14 protein-coding genes are annotated in these 18,174 nt (G+C 74.8%); 1 reads left to right on the forward strand and 13 read right to left on the reverse strand.

Translation table 11 applies throughout. The features are described 5' to 3' along the window. Nucleotides 1-16 precede the first annotated feature (16 nt). Entirely contained in the window at nucleotides 17-721 is a 705-nt protein-coding gene (locus ACGIF2_RS03555) for an EAL and HDOD domain-containing protein (RefSeq protein WP_396043555.1), read from the forward strand. On the opposite strand, the gene holA is transcribed toward ACGIF2_RS03555, so the two are convergent. The 13 genes from holA to ACGIF2_RS03620 all read right to left on the reverse strand — a co-directional run bounded on the left by holA (nucleotide 704) and on the right by ACGIF2_RS03620 (nucleotide 18,084). Further along, the gene (gene holA, locus ACGIF2_RS03560) at nucleotides 704-1,729 is read right to left on the reverse strand and encodes a DNA polymerase III subunit delta (protein WP_396043557.1); all 1,026 of its coding nucleotides are present in this window, start codon (nucleotides 1,727-1,729) and stop codon (nucleotides 704-706) included. The genes ACGIF2_RS03555 and holA overlap by 18 nt on opposite strands. After that, the gene (locus tag ACGIF2_RS03565) at nucleotides 1,617-3,302 is read right to left on the reverse strand and encodes a ComEC/Rec2 family competence protein (protein ID WP_396043559.1); all 1,686 of its coding nucleotides are present in this window, start codon (nucleotides 3,300-3,302) and stop codon (nucleotides 1,617-1,619) included. Before ACGIF2_RS03565 ends, holA begins: the two co-directional genes overlap by 113 nt. Then, nucleotides 3,299-4,453 (reverse strand): helix-hairpin-helix domain-containing protein, encoded by a 1,155-nt coding sequence (locus ACGIF2_RS03570; protein WP_396043561.1) that lies wholly within the window; start codon nucleotides 4,451-4,453, stop codon nucleotides 3,299-3,301. Before ACGIF2_RS03570 ends, ACGIF2_RS03565 begins: the two co-directional genes overlap by 4 nt. Nucleotides 4,454-4,542: 89 nt before the next feature. Continuing rightward, nucleotides 4,543-5,487 carry a DegV family protein gene (locus ACGIF2_RS03575; RefSeq protein WP_396043563.1) on the reverse strand — a complete coding sequence of 315 codons (945 nt, stop codon included), beginning with the start codon at nucleotides 5,485-5,487 and terminating at the stop codon, nucleotides 4,543-4,545. 59 nt (nucleotides 5,488-5,546) lie between these two features. After that, the gene (leuS, locus tag ACGIF2_RS03580; protein WP_396043565.1) at nucleotides 5,547-8,498 is read right to left on the reverse strand and encodes a leucine--tRNA ligase; all 2,952 of its coding nucleotides are present in this window, start codon (nucleotides 8,496-8,498) and stop codon (nucleotides 5,547-5,549) included. 38 nt (nucleotides 8,499-8,536) lie between these two features. Beyond that, entirely contained in the window at nucleotides 8,537-9,550 is a 1,014-nt protein-coding gene (locus ACGIF2_RS03585) for a fatty acid desaturase family protein (RefSeq protein WP_396043567.1), read from the reverse strand. Nucleotides 9,551-9,766: 216 nt separating this feature from the next. Further along, nucleotides 9,767-10,987, reverse strand: coding sequence for an MFS transporter (locus ACGIF2_RS03590; RefSeq protein ID WP_396043569.1), 1,221 nt, complete (start codon nucleotides 10,985-10,987; stop codon nucleotides 9,767-9,769). Between the two features lie 93 nt (nucleotides 10,988-11,080). Next, complete coding sequence (locus tag ACGIF2_RS03595; protein WP_396043571.1) at nucleotides 11,081-11,782, reverse strand: metal-dependent transcriptional regulator; 702 nt, start codon at nucleotides 11,780-11,782, stop codon at nucleotides 11,081-11,083. Continuing rightward, nucleotides 11,779-12,768: a metal ABC transporter permease gene (locus ACGIF2_RS03600; RefSeq protein WP_396043573.1), complete on the reverse strand. Its 990-nt coding sequence runs from the start codon at nucleotides 12,766-12,768 to the stop codon at nucleotides 11,779-11,781. The genes ACGIF2_RS03595 and ACGIF2_RS03600 overlap by 4 nt, the downstream gene beginning before the upstream one ends. Continuing rightward, entirely contained in the window at nucleotides 12,765-13,487 is a 723-nt protein-coding gene (locus tag ACGIF2_RS03605; RefSeq protein WP_396043575.1) for a metal ABC transporter ATP-binding protein, read from the reverse strand. Before ACGIF2_RS03605 ends, ACGIF2_RS03600 begins: the two co-directional genes overlap by 4 nt. After that, the gene (locus ACGIF2_RS03610; RefSeq protein WP_396043577.1) at nucleotides 13,484-14,482 is read right to left on the reverse strand and encodes a metal ABC transporter substrate-binding protein; all 999 of its coding nucleotides are present in this window, start codon (nucleotides 14,480-14,482) and stop codon (nucleotides 13,484-13,486) included. The genes ACGIF2_RS03605 and ACGIF2_RS03610 overlap by 4 nt, the downstream gene beginning before the upstream one ends. A 49-nt stretch (nucleotides 14,483-14,531) precedes the next feature. After that, complete coding sequence (locus ACGIF2_RS03615; protein ID WP_396043579.1) at nucleotides 14,532-16,229, reverse strand: metallophosphoesterase; 1,698 nt, start codon at nucleotides 16,227-16,229, stop codon at nucleotides 14,532-14,534. A 55-nt stretch (nucleotides 16,230-16,284) separates the two neighbouring features. Continuing rightward, nucleotides 16,285-18,084 carry a hypothetical protein gene (locus tag ACGIF2_RS03620; RefSeq protein ID WP_396043581.1) on the reverse strand — a complete coding sequence of 600 codons (1,800 nt, stop codon included), beginning with the start codon at nucleotides 18,082-18,084 and terminating at the stop codon, nucleotides 16,285-16,287. Nucleotides 18,085-18,174: the final 90 nt, after the last annotated feature.

Raw genomic sequence — 18,174 nt, forward strand, 5'->3', positions numbered from 1 at the left:
CCCGCTCTCCTCGAGAGTGACAGGTCTGCTCCCTGAGTCCGTCCCCGGGCTGAGTCAGGTGCTCGTCGGCGCCCCCTCCCACCCGACCCCGACCGCACGGCAGCGACTGCTCGGTCGTCAGCCCATCGTCACCGCCGCCGGCAGGACGCACGGCTTCGAATTCCTGTACCGGTCGCACGCCCGGCCCGCCGTCCGCGTCGACACCTGGCCACCGGCTCTCCAGGACCACGCGACAGGGCTCGTGCTCGAGTCGGTGTTCCGCGACGGCGTCGACCAGGTCGCCGGGGCGCACCTGGCTTTCGTGAACATCACCCGTTCGTACCTGGTGGGTGACCTGCCGCTGCCGGCCGACCCGGCTCGGCTGGTGCTCGAGGTGGTCGAGTCGGTGGTCGCCGACCGCGCCGTCGTCGCCGGCGTCGCGCGGCTGCACGCCGAGGGGTTCCGCATCGCGCTCGACGACTTCACCGCGAGCCCGTCCCAGCTGCCGCTGCTCCCCTACGCCGACTACGTCAAGATCGACTTCCGCGACCTCTTGCACCAGGGGACGGCGCTCGTGCGGACCGCTGGTCGGTGCGGAGCGCTGCTCGTGGCCGAGCGGGTCGAGGACCGGTCCGACCGAGACCGCTGCGTCGAGGCGGGTTTCCATCTGTTCCAGGGCCACCTGTTCGCGGCAGCCACGCTGCTCGGCCGAGGGGCCGTGCCGTCACCGCGCGCCGGCTGAGGCGACCCGCAGCACCGCGCGCTCGACGGCGAACTGGGGGTCGCGGCTCGCGCCCTTGACCTCGGCGTCGGCCTGCGCGACGGCGCTGATCGCCTCGGCCAGGCCCTCTGGCGTCCAGCGCGACAGGTCCTTGAGCGCACGGTCCACCTGCCACGGGGCCAGCTGAAGGTCCCGCACCGCGGCCGAGCCCCGGCCGCGCGTCGCGGCGACCTTGGCGAGCGTGCGCAGCTTCATCGCGAGCGCAGCGACGACGGGCACCGGGTCGACACCGGTCGCAAGGGCGTGCCGCAACAGGGCCACCGCCTGCCCCGCGTCGCCGTCGACCGCGGCGTCGGCGACCCGGAAGCCCGTGGCCTCGATCCGCCCGCCGTAGTAGCGCTCGACGACCTCGGCACCGATCACCCCGGTGGTGTCGGCCGCGAGCTGTGCGCACGCGGCGGCCAGCTCGCGCAGGTCGCTGCCGACCGCGTCGACCAGCGCCCGCACCGCGCGGGCATCGGCTCGGCGCCCGGCGCGCCGGAGCTCGGCCGTCACGAACGCGGTCTTGTCGGAGTCCTTCTTGAGCGGCTCGCACGAGACGACGGGCGCGCCCGACGCGCGGACCGCGTCGAGCAGGCGCTTGCCGCGCTGGCCGCCACCGTGCCGCAGCACGAGCACCACGTCGTCCTGCGGGGCCTCGAGGTACGCGAGGGTGTCGGTGATGAGCTCGTCGACGGTCCGCTCGACGCCCTCGACCACGACCACGCGGTCCTCGCCGAAGAGCGACGGGCTCGTGACGACGCCCAGCACGCCGGTGCCGTAGAGCGCCGCGTCGAGGGTCGTGACCTCGACGCCCGCGTCCCGTGCCCGGGCCAGCCCCACGAGCCGCTCGACCGCACGCTCGGCGAGCAGACCCTCAGCCCCCGCCACGAGCACCACCGGGGCCAGCTCGGCCTCGTCCCACGCGATGCCCGTCGATGCGCCCCCGCCACGGGAGCTCTTGCCGGTCGCACGCTGAGAAGGAGGCACGGGTCCAGCCTGCCACGGACCGCCGACGTGCCGTGCCCTCGGCGACTGTGGCGCGGGCCGCACCCGCAGGTTCCGACCCGGCCGCCCACGTCGTGGTGCGCGACGGTGCCCGCAGCAGCAGCACGAGCAGGGCCAGCGTCGCGAGCGCGAGCAGGAGCGCGCCGACGGGTCCACCCACCCAGGCGACCCGCGAGCCGGGCAGCCGCTCGGTCACGCGTGCCACCGCGCCGATCCACCAGCACCCCGCCCCCGCGGCCCATGCGAGCACTGTCGCGCCCTGGGTCCAGGCCGGGGCCACCAGCGCTGCCGCCAGGCCGAGCACCGTGGTCGGTGCCACCACCGGGGCGACGAGCAGGTTGGCCGGCACGGCGTACGCGCTCACGCTCGGGGTCAGCAGCAGCAGCACGGGCGCACACAGGCTCTGCGCGGCGAACGGCGCCGCGAGCGCGTGGGCCGCCGTCGTGCGCCCGTGCCGCGACCACCGGGCCGCCAGGGGGCCTGCCAGCAGCACGAGGCCCGCGGTCGCCAGCACCGACAGCGCGAAGCCCACCTCGCGCGCGAGCCACGGGTCCACCACGAGCAGCACGACGACCGCCGTCGCGAGGGCCGGCAGCGCACGGGCCGGTCGGCCGACGGCGAGCCCGACGAGCCCCACGGCCCCCGTCGCGGCGGCCCGCAGCACGCTCGGCCCCGGCTGGACGAGGACGACGAACCCCACGAGCACGGTGGCTGTGACGACGACCCGCACGACGCGGGGAGCCCCGAGCAGCGCCGTGCCCGCGAGCACGACCGCGCCGACGAGCGAGAAGTGCGCACCCGAGACGGCGGTGAGGTGCGTCAGCCCGGCGGCCCGCATCGCGTCGGCCAGGTCGGTGGGCAGCGCCGAGGTGTCGCCGACCGCGACGCCCGGCAGCAGCGCGCCCGCGTCGCCGGGCAGCCCGGCGGCCACCTCGACCAGTCCCGCGCGGATCCGTGCGGTGCCCCGCAGCAGGGCCGGTGCCCGCGCGACGGGGTCAGGCGGGGACGACGTGAGCAGGACCGCCACGGCCCGGCCCCCGGCATCGGACGCCGCGAGCCGTCCCGCGACGGCGACGCGCTGCCCCACCGCGGCATCGGCCCAGGATGCCGGGCCCACCACGACCAGCGGGGCCGCGGTCGTGGCGGTCGCACCCCGGGCCTGCACGACGCCGACGTCGAGCACCGTGCGGTACCGGGGTGCGGCACCGGGCCACGCGCTGCGCAGCAGCACGGGCGCGGTGTGCACCGTCCCCTCGACGTGGACGCTCGCCCGCTCGCGCGCCAGGTCCGCGATCCCGCCCCGCGCCCGCACCCCGAGCTGCACGGCACCGGCCGCCAGCACCGTCGCGAGCACCAGGCCGACCAGCACGACCTGTCCCGCGACGCGCGCCGAGCGCACACGCGGCACCGCCAGCGCGAGGAGCGCTCCCCCACCGGCGACGGCGGCCGCGGCCACCTCGAGCCGCACCGGGAGACTCACCAGCAGCGCCGCGCCGGCCCACGCGGCGAGCGCCGCGGGGACGAGGCGCAGATCGAGCGGCGGGTGCACGGTCACACCCGCACGAGCGGACGCAGCCGGTCCAGGACCGTCGGCCCGATGCCAGAGACCTCCCCCAGCTCCTCGACGTCCGTGAACCGGCCGTGCTCGGTACGCCACGCCACGATGCGCTCGGCGAGCACCGGACCGATTCCTGGCAGCGCGTCGAGGGCCGCGACGTCAGCCGTGTTGAGGTCGAGCGACGCCGACGCGCCCTGGCCCGAGGCGGCGGCAGCGGACGCACCGGGCGCCGGGACCGGTGACTCCCCGGGTCGGGGCACGAGCACCTGCTCGCCGTCCACGAGCACCCGCGCGAGGTTGAGGGCCGCGAGGTCGGCGGTCTCGGTCGCCCCTCCGGCCGCGGCCACCGCGTCGGTCACGCGCGAGCCGGCCGCGAGCCGGACGACCCCGGGCGACACGACCTGGCCCACGACGTGCACCACGAGCACCGCCGCGGGGGTGGCCTCGACCGCCGCCACCCCCGCGGGCACCGCGGCAGACGACCCCTCCCCGGAGGTCGCCGGGGCAGGGTCGGCCGGGCTGCCGCTGCCGTCCGGCCCGGCGACCTCGGGCAGGGGCTCGGCGACCTGCGGGGCGGGCGGCGCCGACAGCGCGTGCGCGGCCACGGCGCCGCCGATGAGTAGGACAGCGAGGGCCGCACCGAGGGCCACGCGCACCGGCACGGCCCAGCGGCCCCGTGGAGCTGCTCCGTGCGCGAGCGGGTGCCCGTAGGCGTCCGAGTACAGGCCGCCCACGCGGGCAAGGGCCCCGACCCGCCACCGGTCGGAGAGGTCGTCGACGTCGGGACCGGCAGGGTCGCCCGCCGCACCCGCGGCGCCGACGCTCGGGGGCGCCGCACCGCTGTCCGCAGGCAGCGCACCGGTGGTCGGGGCCAGCGCACTGGTGGTCGGGGGCAGCGCACGGGTGGTCGGGGGCAGCGCACGGGTGGTCGGGGGCAGCGCACGACCGTCCGGGAGCGCCGCACGGCTGTCCGGGGGCAGCACCGCTCGAGGTCGGCGGTCGCGCGGCACCCAGGCCGGCGCAGGGTCAGTCGGCAGTGCGGGGTCCGTCGGCAGTGCGGGGTCGGTCGGCAGTGCGGGGTCGGTCGGCGGTGCGGGCACCAGGCTGAGCAGGCGTCCACGGGCGGGGTCGTCGGGGCGCGCGGTCATGGCGGCACGCTAGGGGTCGGGCGGGGCCGCGACGGCCGGACCACCGCGTCCTGCCGCAGTCGCGGGCCAGGCCCCTACCTGGGGGTGGCTCAGGTGTCGGCGACGACCACGGCGAGCAGCCCGGGGCCCACGTGCGCACCGAGCACGGCGCTCACCTCGCAGACCTCGATCTCACCCACGACGTCGCCCGACCACGCCTCGATCTGCCGTGCGACCTCTGCGGCGACGTCGGGCTGGCCCAGGTGGTGCACAGCGACGCGGGCCCGACCGCGGCGGCGCACCTCGGCGACGACGAGTGCCTCGAGCCGGTCCCGCGCGGCGCGGCGCGTGCGGACCTTCTCGGCGACCTCGATCCGGCCCTCGCGCAGCGTGAGGATCGGACGGAGCCCGAGCACGGTCCCGAGCGCTGCGGCAGCGGTGCCGAGCCGGCCACCACGCCGCAGGTGGTCGAGCGAGTCGACCAGGAACCAGACGCTCGCCTGCGACGCGATCTCGCGCGCGCGGCTCGCGAGCTGCACGCCGTCGACCGGCGGCACCGTGACACGCGGGCCCAGACCGACCAGGTCGCGCAGCCGCCGGTGCATCGGGTCACCCTGGCCGGGCTGACCGGGCGAGCCCGGGGGCACGGGCGACGCCTCGGGCAGACCCCGGGCGGCACGCGCCGCGGAGACGACAGCGAAGCCGAGCCCCATGGCCACCGAGCGCGAGTCCACGACGTGCACCGGCACGGGTGAGGTGAGGGCCGCGAGCTGGGCGGCCCGCACCGTGCCCGACAGGTCGCCCGACAGGTGCACCGACACGATCTCCCGTGCACCCCCGGCTGCCGCGCGTGCGTAGGCCTCCGCGAACGCCGCGGGGGCCGGCTGCGACGTCGTGACGCGCACGCCCGCCGTGAGCGCAGCCGCGAGCTCGTCGGCACCGAGGTCGACGCCCTCCTGGCGTTGTTCGCCGCCCAGCACGACCTCGAGCGGGACGACCTGGATCCCCCACCGCTCGATCTCGTGCGACGGCAGCGACGCGGTCGAGTCGGTCACGACCGCGACGGTCGGCCCGGGACGCCGCCCGCGCCGACCGTCGCCCCGCGTGGACGGGCTCAGGCCGGCACCACGTTGACGAGCTTGGGTGCACGCACGATCACGGTGCGGATGCCGCGCCCGTCGAGGGCCCGCTGCACGCCGGGGTCGGCGAGAGCGATCTCGCGCAGCGTGTCCTCCGAGACGTCGGCGGGGACCTCGGCGCGGCCGCGGACCTTGCCCTGGACCTGGAGCACGCACGTGACGGTGTCCTCGACCAGGTACGCCTCGTCGGCCACCGGGAAGGGCTCGTCGGCGAGCGACTCGGGGTGCCCGAGCCGGTCCCACAGCTCTTCGGCCAGATGCGGGGCGACGGGGGCGGTCATGAGCACGAGCGGCTCGACCGCGGCCCGCGGCACCGACGTGAGGGTCGTCAGGTGGTTGTTGAGCACGATGAGCTTGGCGATCGCGGTGTTGATGCGCATCGCGTCCATGTCGGCGCGCACGTCCGCGATGGTGCGGTGCAGCACGCGCAGGGTCTCGACCGACGGCTCGTCGTCCGTGACCACGACCTGGCCCGTGGTCTCGTCGACCACGTTGCGCCACAGCCGCTGCAGGAAGCGCTGCGCACCGACCACAGCGCGGGTCTCCCACGGGCGCGACAGGTCGAGGGGGCCCATCGACATCTCGTAGACCCGCAGGGTGTCCGCGCCGTACTCGGCGTACATCTCGTCGGGCGTCACGGAGTTCTTGAGCGACTTGCCCATCTTCCCGTACTCGCGCGTGACCTCCTCGCCGTTCCACCGGTAGCCGGTCGACGACGACGCGTCCTCCTCGACCTCGCCCGCGGGGACGTACACCCCGCGCTCGTCGGTGAAGGCGTACGCCTGGATGTAGCCCTGGTTGAAGAGCTTGCGGAACGGCTCGACGCTCGTCACGTGGCCCAGGTCGTACAGGACCTTGTGCCAGAAGCGCGCGTACAGCAGGTGCAGCACGGCGTGCTCGACGCCGCCCACGTACAGGTCGACCCCGCCCGCGCCGTGCGTGTCGGCCGGGTTGTGGCCCGGGCCCATCCAGTACGTCTCGAGCGCGGGGTCGGCGACCGCGTCGCGGTCCTGCGGGTCCAGGTAGTGGAGGTAGTACCAGCACGACCCGGCCCAGTTGGGCATGGTGTTGGTGTCGCGGCGGTAGGTCTTGGGCCCGTCGCCGAGGTCGAGCGTGACGTTGACCCAGTCCTCGTTGCGGCCCAGCGGCGCCTCGGGCGAGGAGTCGGCGTCCTCGGGCGCGAACGTGCGCGGCGAGTAGTCGGGCACCTCGGGCAGGTTGACCGGCAGCGCCGAGTCGGGCAGCGCGATGGGCAGGTCGTTCTCGTCGTAGACGATCGGGAACGGCTCGCCCCAGTAGCGCTGCCGGCTGAACAGCCAGTCACGCAGGCGGTAGGTGACCTTGCCGGTGCCGAGGCCCTTGGCCTCGAGCCACTCGGTCATGGTCCGCTTCGCGTCGGCGACGCCCAGCCCGTCGAGGCTGATCTCGTCGTTCGACGAGTTGATCGCCACGCCGTCGCCCGTGTACGCCTCGCCCTCGAAGCCCTCGGGCGGCTGGACGGTGCGGATGATGGGCAGCTCGAAACGCGTCGCGAACTCCCAGTCGCGCACGTCCTGCGCGGGGACGGCCATGATCGCGCCCGTGCCGTAGCCGGCCAGGACGTAGTCGGCGACGAACACCGGCACCGACGCGCCGTTCGTGGGGTTGGTCGCGAAGATGCCGGTGAAGACGCCCGTCTTCTCACGGCCCTCGCTCTGGCGCTCGATCTCGGTCTTCGCGGCGGCCTGCGCGCGGTAGGCGGCGACGGCCTCGGCGGGCGTCGCGTACCCCCCGGTCCAGACGTCACGCGTGCCCTCGGGCCACGCGTCCGGGACCAGGTCGTCGATCAGCGCGTGCTCGGGGGCCAGCACCATGAACGTGGCGCCGAACAGCGTGTCGGGACGCGTGGTGAACACGTCGATCCACGTCCGCGGCTCGTCGGAGCCCGCGGGGTGCACCGGGAAGCGCACCTGCGCACCCTCGGAGCGCCCGATCCAGTTCCGCTGCATCGCTGTGACCTTGTCGGGCCAGTCGATGAGGTCCAGGTCGTCGGCCAGGCGGTCCGCGTAGGCGGTGATGCGCATGTTCCACTGGCGCAGCGTGCGCTTGAACACCGGGAAGTTGCCGCGCTCCGAGCGCCCCTCGGAGGTGACCTCCTCGTTGGCGAGCACGGTGCCCAGCCCGGGGCACCAGTTCACGGGGGTCTCGGAGACGTACGCCAGGCGCTGGGTGTCGATCACGCGGCGACGCGCGACCTCGTCGAGCTCGGCCCACGACGCACCGTCGGGCACACCCTCGATGCCGCCGGGCACGGCTCGCGTGCCCGCCGCGTACTCCTCGACGAGCTCGCTCACGGGACGCGCGCGTCCGCGGCCGCCGTCGGGGCGCACAGCGTCCGCGTCGTACCAGGACTCGAAGATCTGCAGGAAGATCCACTGGGTCCAGCGCACGTAGCCCGGGTCGATCGTGGCGAACGTGCGGCGCGAGTCGTAGCCCGTGCCCAGGCGGCGCAGCTGACGCGCCATGATCTCGATGTTGGCCTCGGTGGTCACGCGCGGGTGCGTGCCCGTCTGCACCGCGTACTGCTCGGCCGGCAGGCCGAAGGCGTCGTAGCCGAGCGCGTGCAGCACGTTGTCGCCCTGCATCTTGCGGAACCGTGCGACCACGTCGGTCGCGATGTACCCCAGGGGGTGACCGATGTGCAGGCCCGCGCCCGACGGGTACGGGAACATGTCCATCACGAAGAAGGGACGCGCCGCCGGGTCCGCGTGCCGCCCCTTGCCGTCGGTGAGCGCGCCGGTCGGGTTCGCGGCGAAGAACGTGCCGCGCTCCTCCCACGCGTCCTGCCAGCGGAGCTCGATCTGCTCCGCCATCGCGGCGTTGTAGCGGAAGGGCACGTCGTTTCCGGCGCCCTGGGCGTTGGGCTGGGTCGGGGCCTGCGAAGTCACCCTGCGAGTTTACCGGCGGCCGGGCACACCGCCGACGTTCAGCGCGCCGAACGCAGCTCGAGCGTGAGCGGGCACTGGAACGGGTCGCGGGCCGCGAGGCCCACCTCGTTGAGGTAGCGCACCACGATGCGGTACGACTGCACGAGCGTCGTCTCGGTGTAGGTGATGTCGCGCGCGGCGCAGAACTCCCGCACGATCGGCTGCACACGGCGCAGCGAGGGCCGCGGCATGCTCGGGAACAGGTGGTGCTCGATCTGGTAGTTGAGGCCGCCCATGAACAGGTCGATCAGGCGACCGCCCTTGATGTTGCGGCTCAGCAGCACCTGCCGGCGCAGGAAGTCGATCTTGAGCGACGCGGGGACGATCGGCATGCCCTTGTGGTTCGGCGCGAAGCTCGCCCCCATGTACAGCCCGAACAGCCCGAGCTGGACGCCCAGGAACGCGAAGCCCATGCCGACCGGGAGCACCCAGAACACCAGGGCGAGGTAGCCGACGAGCCGGACCGTCACGAACGCGATCTCGACGGGGCGACGCTTGACGGGGCCACGACCGAAGATCGTCTTGATCCCCGAGACGTGCAGGTTCATGCCCTCGAGCAGCAGCAGCGGGAAGAACAGCCAGCCCTGGCGCTTCGCGAACCAGGCCGCGGCGCCCGTGCGGGCCGCGGGCAGGTCCTCGGTCGTGAACACCAGGGCGCCCGAGGCGATGTCGGGGTCGGCGTCGACGGTGTTGGGCTTGGCGTGGTGACGGCTGTGCTTGTGCGTCCACCAGCCGTAGGACATGCCCGCGTACAGGTTCGCGATCACGAGGCTCGCCCAGTCGTTCCAGCGCCCCGAGACGAAGATCTGCCGGTGGGCGGCGTCGTGGCCCAGGAACATGACCTGGCCCAGCAGCACGGCCAGGACGGCCGCGACAGCGAGCTGCCACCACGAGTGCCCGATGAGCACGAACGCGGCGCCGGTCGCGAGCAGCAGGAGCGTGAGCACCACGAACCGCGTCCAGTAGTAGCCGTAGCGCCGGCGCATCAGGCCCGACTCCTGGACCGTCCGCATGAGGTCGGTGAACTCGCTGACGTGGCGATCGCGCGGCGAGGTTCGGTCCCCTCGCCCGGACGGGGAGGTGGGTTCGGGGCCGTCGTCGATCAGCGTGTGCGACAAAGGAGGGCCTGTCTGCTCGGCGGAGAAGCACTACGGGTGGCAGCGCACCGGTCGGGTGTGCCCACAGTAACCGGACAACTCGTCTCGCACGGGCTCACGCGACCGCGGGTCTCAACCGGCGGGCAGCGCAGCCGCCGGCGCCGGCCCCCGACCGGCCGTCAGGACGACGAGGAGGCCTGCCGCGGTCAGCGCGGCGCCGACCCATGCGGGGGCGAGGTAGCCGTACCCGGCGGCGATGACCAGGCCACCGGCCCACGCCCCGCTCGCGTTGCCGACGTTGAGCGCCGAGTGGCACAGCGCGGCACCGAGCGACGGCGCCGCGGGCGACAGGTCCATGAGCCGGCTCTGCAGCGCGAGACCCAGGACCTGGGAGGTGATGCCGAGTCCCACGAGCGAGGCGATCGCGAGCACCACGTGGTCGCCCGTGAGCGCGATGACAGCCAGCACCCCCACCGTGCTGCCGAAGCCGATGTACAGGGTCCGCATGACCGACCCGTCCGCGAGCCGGCCGCCGAGCAGCGTGCCGATCGTCATGCCGATGCCGAACAGCGCCAGCACGATCGGCACGGTGGCCTCGGCCATCCCGGTGACCTCGGTCAGCAGCGGGGAGACGTAGGAGTACACGGCGAACATGCCGCCGAAGCCGATGCCTCCCGCGCCGGCCGCGATCCACAGCCGACGGTTGCGCAGCGCGGCCAGCTCGGTGCGCACCGTCGCGTCGGGGGCGACCGCGAGGCCGGGGATCCAGCGCCACAGCGCGGCGAGGGTCAGCAGCCCGAGCGCGCCCACCACCACGAACGCCGCGCGCCAGCCGAGCGCCTGGCCGAGCACAGTCGTGCCGGGGACGCCGACGACGTTCGCGATCGTCAGGCCCGCCATCATGATCGCGACGGCTCGACCGCGCCGACCGGGCCCGGCGACGTGGGCCCCGAGCACAGCGCCGACCCCGAAGAAGGCGCCGTGCGGCAGCCCGGCCACGAAACGGGCCGCGACGAGCCAACCTGCGGTCGGCGCGAGCGCCCCCAGGACGTTCGCACCGGTGAACGCGACCATGAGCCACAGCGCGAGCGTGCGCCGGTCGACCTTGGCGGCGAGGGTCGTCAGGAGCGGCGCCCCGACGACGACGCCGACGGCGTAGGCGGTGATGACGTGGCCGGCCTGCGGGATCGTGACGGACAGGCTGCGCGCGATGTCGGGCAGCAGGCCCATGGTCGCGAACTCGGTGGTGCCGATCGAGAACCCGCCGAGGGCGAGCGCGAGCAGCGCGGTCGACGCGGCACGGGGCCGGGTCGCCGGGGGTGCGGCGACGGACTCGGTCGTGGCCTGTGCCATGGGGCTCCCTGCATGTGCCCCGGACGAGGCTGTCGAATCGATTCGAGGAGGAGTGGCGACACAGCCGTCGACTCCATGGGTGATGCCGCGAGACTACCCGGCAGGCACGAGCCAGATCGCGGAGGCCGCGCTCTGGCCCAGCTCGACGCCCCTGCCTGCCGCGGCGTCCGAGCCCGGCGGACGCACCTGCACCGCCGCGACGCCCGCGACGTGCCGACGCTCGGCCACCTCGACCCGCGCGTCGAGCACGAGCCCGACCGACGCGAGGTAGCGCAGCAGCTCAGGGTCCGCGTCCGAGATCCGCGCCACGACCCACTCCCCCTCGGACAGGTCCCACAGCACCTGCGCGGGCGGCGACGGCACCAGACCGTCGGGCGTGGGGATCGGGTCGCCGTGCGGGTCGCGCGTCGGGTGGCCGAGGCGGGCGTCGATCCGGTCGATCATGAGGTCGGACACCGCGTGCTCGAGCACCTCGGCCTCGTCGTGCACCTCGTCCCAGCCGTAGCCGAGCTCGCTCACCAGGAACGTCTCGATGAGGCGGTGCCGGCGCACCATCGCGACCGCGTGCCGGGCCCCGGCCTCCGTGAGCTCGATCGACGCGTACGGCGCGTGCGTCACGAGCCCCTGGTCGGTCAGCCGGCGCACGGTCTCCGAGACGGTCGACGCGCCGACGCCGAGGCGCTCGGCCAGCATCTTCGTGGTCACCGGTGCGGACGACCACTCGCGCGCGGACCAGATGACCTTGAGGTAGTCCTGGGCGACGGACGTCAGGGGGATCGGCTCCGCGGGACTCACCCCGGCAGTGTAGGCGGGAGGGCGTGGCGCGCCGCAGGCACGACCACGTCCGGCCCCGGCACCCCGGCGCCGCCCGGCACCCCGGCACCCGCCACGCGCGCCGCGCGTCGGGCACCCCGTCCCACGGCTCCTGCGCCACCCGCACGACCCCGCGCCCCGCGCCGCAGCACGCCCCGGCGCGGGGCGAGCAGGTAGACGAGCACGAACACCAGACCCTGCGCGAGCACGACCATGCCGCCGCTCGACGCGTCGAGGTAGTAGCTCGCGTACAGGCCCACGACCGCGCACCCGACCGCCAGCGCCGGGGCGATCACCAGCATCCGGCTCATCCGCTCGGTCAGCAGGTAGGCCGTGGCACCCGGGGTGATGAGCATCGCGACCACGAGCACGACACCGATGGCCTGGAGCGCGACGACCACCGTCAGCGCGAGCACGCCCAGCAGCAGCGCACCGAGCACCCGCGGCGAGATCCCCACCGCGTGCGCGTGCGTGCGGTCGAACGCGTACAGGGTCAGGTCGCGGCGCTTGAGCACGAGCACGAGGAACGCGACGGCGCCGAGCACCACGACCTGGAGGATGTCCGCGTCGGAGACGCCCAGCACGTTGCCGAACAGGATGTGGCCCAGGTCGACCTGGCTCGGGGTGACCGAGACGAGCACGATGCCGAGCGCGAACAACGTCGTGAACACGACCCCGATCGCGGTGTCCTCCCGCAGCCCCGACGTCTCGCGCACGAGCCCGATGAGCGCGACCGCCCCGAGCCCGAACACGAGCGCGCCGACCGCGAACGGCAGCCCCGCGAGGTAGGCCAGCACCACGCCGGGCAGCACGGCGTGCGCGACCGCGTCGCCCAGCAGCGACCAGCCGATGAGCACGAGCCAGCAGCTGAGCAGCGCGCACACGAGCGCGGCCACGCCGGTCACGAGCAGCGCGCGCTGCATGAACTCGTACTGCCAGGGCTCCGCGAGCCAGTCCACGACGGTCATGCGGCACCTCCGAAGGCCAGCGCGAGGTTCTCGGGTCGCAGCACCTCGTCCGGGGTCCCGGCCGCGAGCACCCGGCGGTGCAGCAGCACGGCGTCGTCCGCGAGCGCGGGCAGCGCACCCAGGTCGTGCGTCGAGACGAGCGCCGAGACGCCGTCGGCCACCAGATCGCGCAGCAGTGCGGTGATCGACGCCTGGGACGAGATGTCGACCCCGGCGAAGGGCTCGTCGAGCAGGAGCACGCGGGCCTCCTGCGCGAGGCAGCGGGCCACGAACGCGCGCTTGCGCTGGCCGCCCGACAGGCGCCCCACCTGACGGTCGGCCAGGTCCGTGAGCCCGACCCGGGCGAGCGCGTCCGCGACGGCGACCCGGTCCACGGCCCGGGCCCGGCGCAGCGGGCCGAGGTGCCCGTAGCGGCCCTGGGCCACCACGTCGCGGACCGTGAGCGGGAACGTCCAGTCGACGTCCTCCGACTGCGGGACGTAGCCCAGCAGCGCCTCGCGGCGGGCCTCGTGCGGCGCCCGGCCGAGCACGCGGACCGTGCCCGCGTCGGCCCGCACCATGCCCATCACGACCTTGAGCAGCGTGGACTTGCCCGATCCGTTGATGCCGAGCAGCCCGGTCAGGTGGCCCGCGGGCACGGTCAGCGACGCGCCGTCGAGCGCGAGGACGTCGCGGTAGCGCACCGTGAGGTCGCGGACCTCGAGCGCGGGCGCGCTCATGCGCCACCGCCCGCGGGGGCCAGCGCGTCGGCGTCGAGGTCGGTGCCCGTGAGCCCCGTCCCCGTGAGCCCGCCGACGATCGTGCGCACGTCGTGCCGCAGCAGGTCCAGGTAGGTGGGCACGGGACCGTCGGGTCCCGACAGCGAGTCGACGTAGAGCACGCCGGCGAACCGGGACCCGGTCTCGGCCGCGACCTGCCGCTGGGCGGTCGCGGAGACCGTGGACTCGCAGAAGACCGCCGGGACCTCGTGGTCGCGCACGAAGTCGATGGTCCGCGCGACCTGCTGCGGGGTGCCCTGCCGCTCCGCGTTGACGGGCCAGAGCCAGGATTCGGCGAGGCCCGTGTCGCGCGCGAGGTAGGAGAACGCCCCCTCGCAGGTCACGAGCGCACGCTGCGACGCGTCGAGGTGGGCGAGCTCGCCCTCGAGCTCGTCGCCCAGCGCGAGGACCTGCGCGGTGTACGCCGCGGCGTTGGCGCTGTAGTCGGCCGCGTGCGCGGGGTCGAGGTCGGCGAACGCCCGGGCGATGTTCGCGATGTAGACGGTCGCCGCCCGGGGCGACATCCACGCGTGAGGGTTCGCGTGCCCCTGTGCCTCGCCGGTCGAGATCGCGATGGTCTCGATGCCGTCCGTGATGGTGACGTGCGGGGCGTCGAGCCGCGCGACCAGCTTGTCGAACCACGCCTCGAGGCCCAGCCCGTTGTCGAGCACGAGGTCGGCGCGGGCGGTGCGGCGCAGGTCGTCGGGCGTGGGCTCGTAGCCGTGGATCTCGGCGCCGACCTTGGTGAGCGACTCGACGCGCAGGTGGTCCCCCGCCACGACGCGGGCCATGTCGGCGATCACGGTGAACGTCGCGAGCACGACCGGGCGTCCGTCGTCGCCGGCCGTGGCGTCATCGTCCGCAGCGCGCGCGGCCGCGCTGCCGCAGCCCGCGAGGAGCAGCACCGCGAGCAGCGCCACGGCTGCACGAATCCCAAAGTTCGGCACACCGAACATTCTGGTGCCCCAGGGGTGCGCAGGGCAACCACAGCACCCAGATGGCCGCTCAGCCCGCGGAGGTCGTCGCGAACATCGGGCCCGACGTGGCGAACTTCGGCGCGGGCGTGAAGAAGGGCGAACGGACCGGTTCCGGCCACGCGGTCCGCGGCTCGACAGCGACCGACGCGTCCGTGGCGACCCGGACCACCTGGTAGTCGAGGAACCGGCGCCTGTCCGGGTCGAAGCGCAGCACGGTCAGCTCGGCCGTGCCGTTCAACGGCCCGACGGTCGCCTGGCCCAGCGACGCCCCGGCCGTGCTCGAGCTGCCGTAGCGCACGCCCTGGCCCACCGCGAGCGGCCCCACCCGTCGGTGCAGGTGGCCCGAGACCTGCGCGGGGACGCACCCCTCGTCGAGGGCGGCCTGCCCGACCCGCGGGGTGTGCACGAGCAGCAGGTCCACGCCCGCCTCGTCCCGGCACGCGACGTCCGCGAGGCGCCGACCGGCCTCGGTCACCGTCTCGGTGTCCGCCGACGACGTGCCCGCTCCGAGCCGGGTCTCGTTCGGGTCGCTGTCCCCCAGGATCCGCAGGCCCGCGACCTCGACGACGTCGCCCGAGAGCACCGTCGCCCCCGCCTTCGCGTACATCGCCGACGTCTCGCGTGAGTCGTGGTTGCCGGGTGACGTCACGATGGGCACCCCGGCGGGCGCCGCCTGCGCGAACGTCGTCACGCAGTACTGCTCCACGCTGGTGCCGTTCATCGCCGTGTCGCCGGCGTCGAGGATCACCTGCGCCCCGGAGATCTCGGCGAGCCGGCCGATCACGGTGGCCATGCCCACGTTGCAGTGCAGGTCGGAGACGACCAGCAGGACCACCGGCTCGGCAGGCTCCTCGGACGGCGACGGGGTCGGCGACGGGGTGCCGGACGGGGTGGGGGCGACGGTCGGTGCGGGCTCCTGCGCCTCGGTCCACGCGACGTCGAGCGACGCCGACGCCGCGTCGTAGAACGCCGTGTTCGAGCGGTACGCGTCGAGCACGTACCCGCCGTACGTGTCGATCACACCGCCGAGCCGCCCGGTCACCCGCGCACCCTCGAGCGCGGTGCCGTCGAAGACCGCGGACGCCCGGGCCGCCTGCCGGGGCCGGTCGGCGGCACCCAGGCTCGACGTCAGCACGCCCAGCGCGAGGCACACGGCGAGCGAACCGGCGACGACCTGGAAACGGTGCGGTGCGACACGGGCCGCGAGCTCCTCGCGGCGAGCAGCGCCGAGCAGCCACCCGAGCCCGAACCACGCACCGAGGAGCACCACGAGCGCACCGGCGGTCCGGCCCGCGGCGTCGGTCACGAGCGCGCGCGTCACGTCGTGCACCGTCGCCTCGGGACCGGCGAAGAACTGCAGGTAGCCCTGCAGGTCGCCGCTGAGCGCCTGGAGCGTGGTCGCGGCGTCGACCGCCGTGAAGGACTCCGGGATCTCCTGCACGGTGGCGTGCACGCCGAGCGTCAGGGGCAGCGGCGAGTCGATCTGCAGGGTGCCGAGCGGACCCAGGTCGAGCGTGACCGTGCTGTCGGTCGTGACGTCGTAGCGGGCCTCGTGCGGGCCGAGGCTCAGCTGGGCCGAGGCGGTCGTCACACCGAAGACCACGGCGATCAGGACGGCCACGACCACGGGCAGGCCGACCCGCCACCAGCGCGACGGCCGACGCGCACCGGGTATGCGGTCGGTGGGATCGGGAAGCCGCTCGGAGGCGGCCGACGGCTCGCTCATCGGTCGAAGCCTAGGCGCTGGCCCTGTGCGCCACGAATCCGCCCGGCGCGGCCGGCTACTGGTAGGTGACCAGGTCAGGGACGGGTTGGACCCGGTATGTCTGGGCCGGGTCGAGCATCGGGACGTCCTCGTCGACGAAGTTCTTCCACCCCCACCGCACCCCGGCCGGCGCCGTGGCCTGCAACGCCTGCCACGTCCCCGTCTTGGCCGGCTGCGTGCCCTGGCCGTCCACGTGGATGAGCAGCGCGAGCTCGTCGCGGCTCGTGTCGAGCCGTTCGCGCTCGGAGATCATGCGCGGCGAGAACTGGTGCAGCACGAGCATCTTCTGCGGCAGCGCCCGGTCCCGCGTGAGGTCGGCGAGCCAGGTCACGACGGTGTTGACCTCGTCGATGCCCACCGAGCCGATCTGGCGCAGGTGCACCTGGTCAGGGCCGAGCCGCCACTCGGGGTCGAGGGCGAGGCTCACGTGCGGCAGGACGAGCAGCTCCTCGTACGCCTGGGCCTGGGTGAGGAAGTCGGTACGGCCGGGCTGCAGGTCGAGCACCACGGCCATGCCCGCGGCCCCCGCCGCATCGACCAGCGGACGCAGGTCCTCGACGGGGCGGCGACGCGAGTAGCTGCCGTCCTCGGGGGCGGCCGAGGCGATCGTGGCGATGATCTCGAGCATCGGCACCACGGTGTCGGTCGTGAGGGCGCGGTACTGGTCGGCGGTCTGCTGGGCCCGCACGACGGTCGCCGGGACGTCCTGCTCGCCGAGCACGCCCAGCGCGCCCGAGCCGGGTGAGCCGTACAGCGCGACGTACCGCTTGCCGGGCGTGCCGAGAGCGGAGGGGAACACGAGCTGTCCGCCGCCGGGCGCCTGCACCCCGGTGGTCGCGGCCGCGGTGCGGGTCGCGACCAGCTCGGACGTGCCGAACGACGAGCCGAGCGCGAGCACCGTCGTCGCGTCGAGCGCCCCGAGCGCGTCGACGGTCGCTGCCCGGGTGCGCGGGTCGCCGTCGGGCACGACCTCGACGGGTATGCCCGCGGCCCGGGCGGTCGCGACCGCGGCGACGTGCTCGGTGCGACCGTCGGTCAGCACCACCGCCCCGGCGGGCGGCTCGGGCGGCTCGACGCGCGGCAGTGCCGTCCGGGCGGCGAGATCGGCGGGGACCGACGCCGTCGCGGTGTCGGTGCGGGCGGCTGAGGTGGCCGTGGTCGCGGCGCCGGCCGGGGCGGTGCCGGCCTGGAGAACCGCGGTGGTGGGCCGGCCGAGCGACAGCGCCACTGTGGTTTCCGCCGCGACCGCGGTGGTCTCCGTCCCCGCGGCGACCGCCTGCGCGGCGCCGAGCGCGAGCCCGGTCGCCTCCGCGAGCGCAGCCCCGAGCCCGGCGTCGGCGTCCGGTGCGCCGAGCGTCACCACGTCGAGACCGTCGGGTACGACGGCGTCGCCGAGCCGCAGGGCCGACGTGGCGCCGAGCCGGGCGACCTCGTCCGCGACCTCGCCCGCCGTCACGGTCCCCCCGGTGAGCAGCACGGGCGCCCCGAGGGCCACGGCCCCCGACGCGGCGGCCAGCTGCGCGGCGACGTCGGCGGCCGGGGCGAGCACGACCACGGGCGCCCGCTCGTACAGCGCACGGCTCGTCGTGAGCGCGAGGACGTCGGCGGCCGCGTCGGGCACGAGGGTCGCAGCGGCCGTGAGCGGACGCGTCGCCGCGACGAGGGCCGCGGGGCTCGGGGTGGCCGTCGCGTCGGGGCTCTTGTCGGGGGCGGGCGTGACGGTGCACCCGGTGACCGCGAGACCGAGCACGAGCCCGACGACGAGCTGGGCGCGGGCCTGCGGTCGGCGCCGCCGCGGGGCGGAGGGGTGGTGCACGGGGCTCCCGGTGTCGGCGGCTGGCGGACCCACACTGTAGGCCGCACGCCTGAGGGCCTCCTCGCCCGGGATCCCTGCGACAGCGCGGAG

Source organism: Cellulomonas sp. P22, from assembly GCF_044392165.1.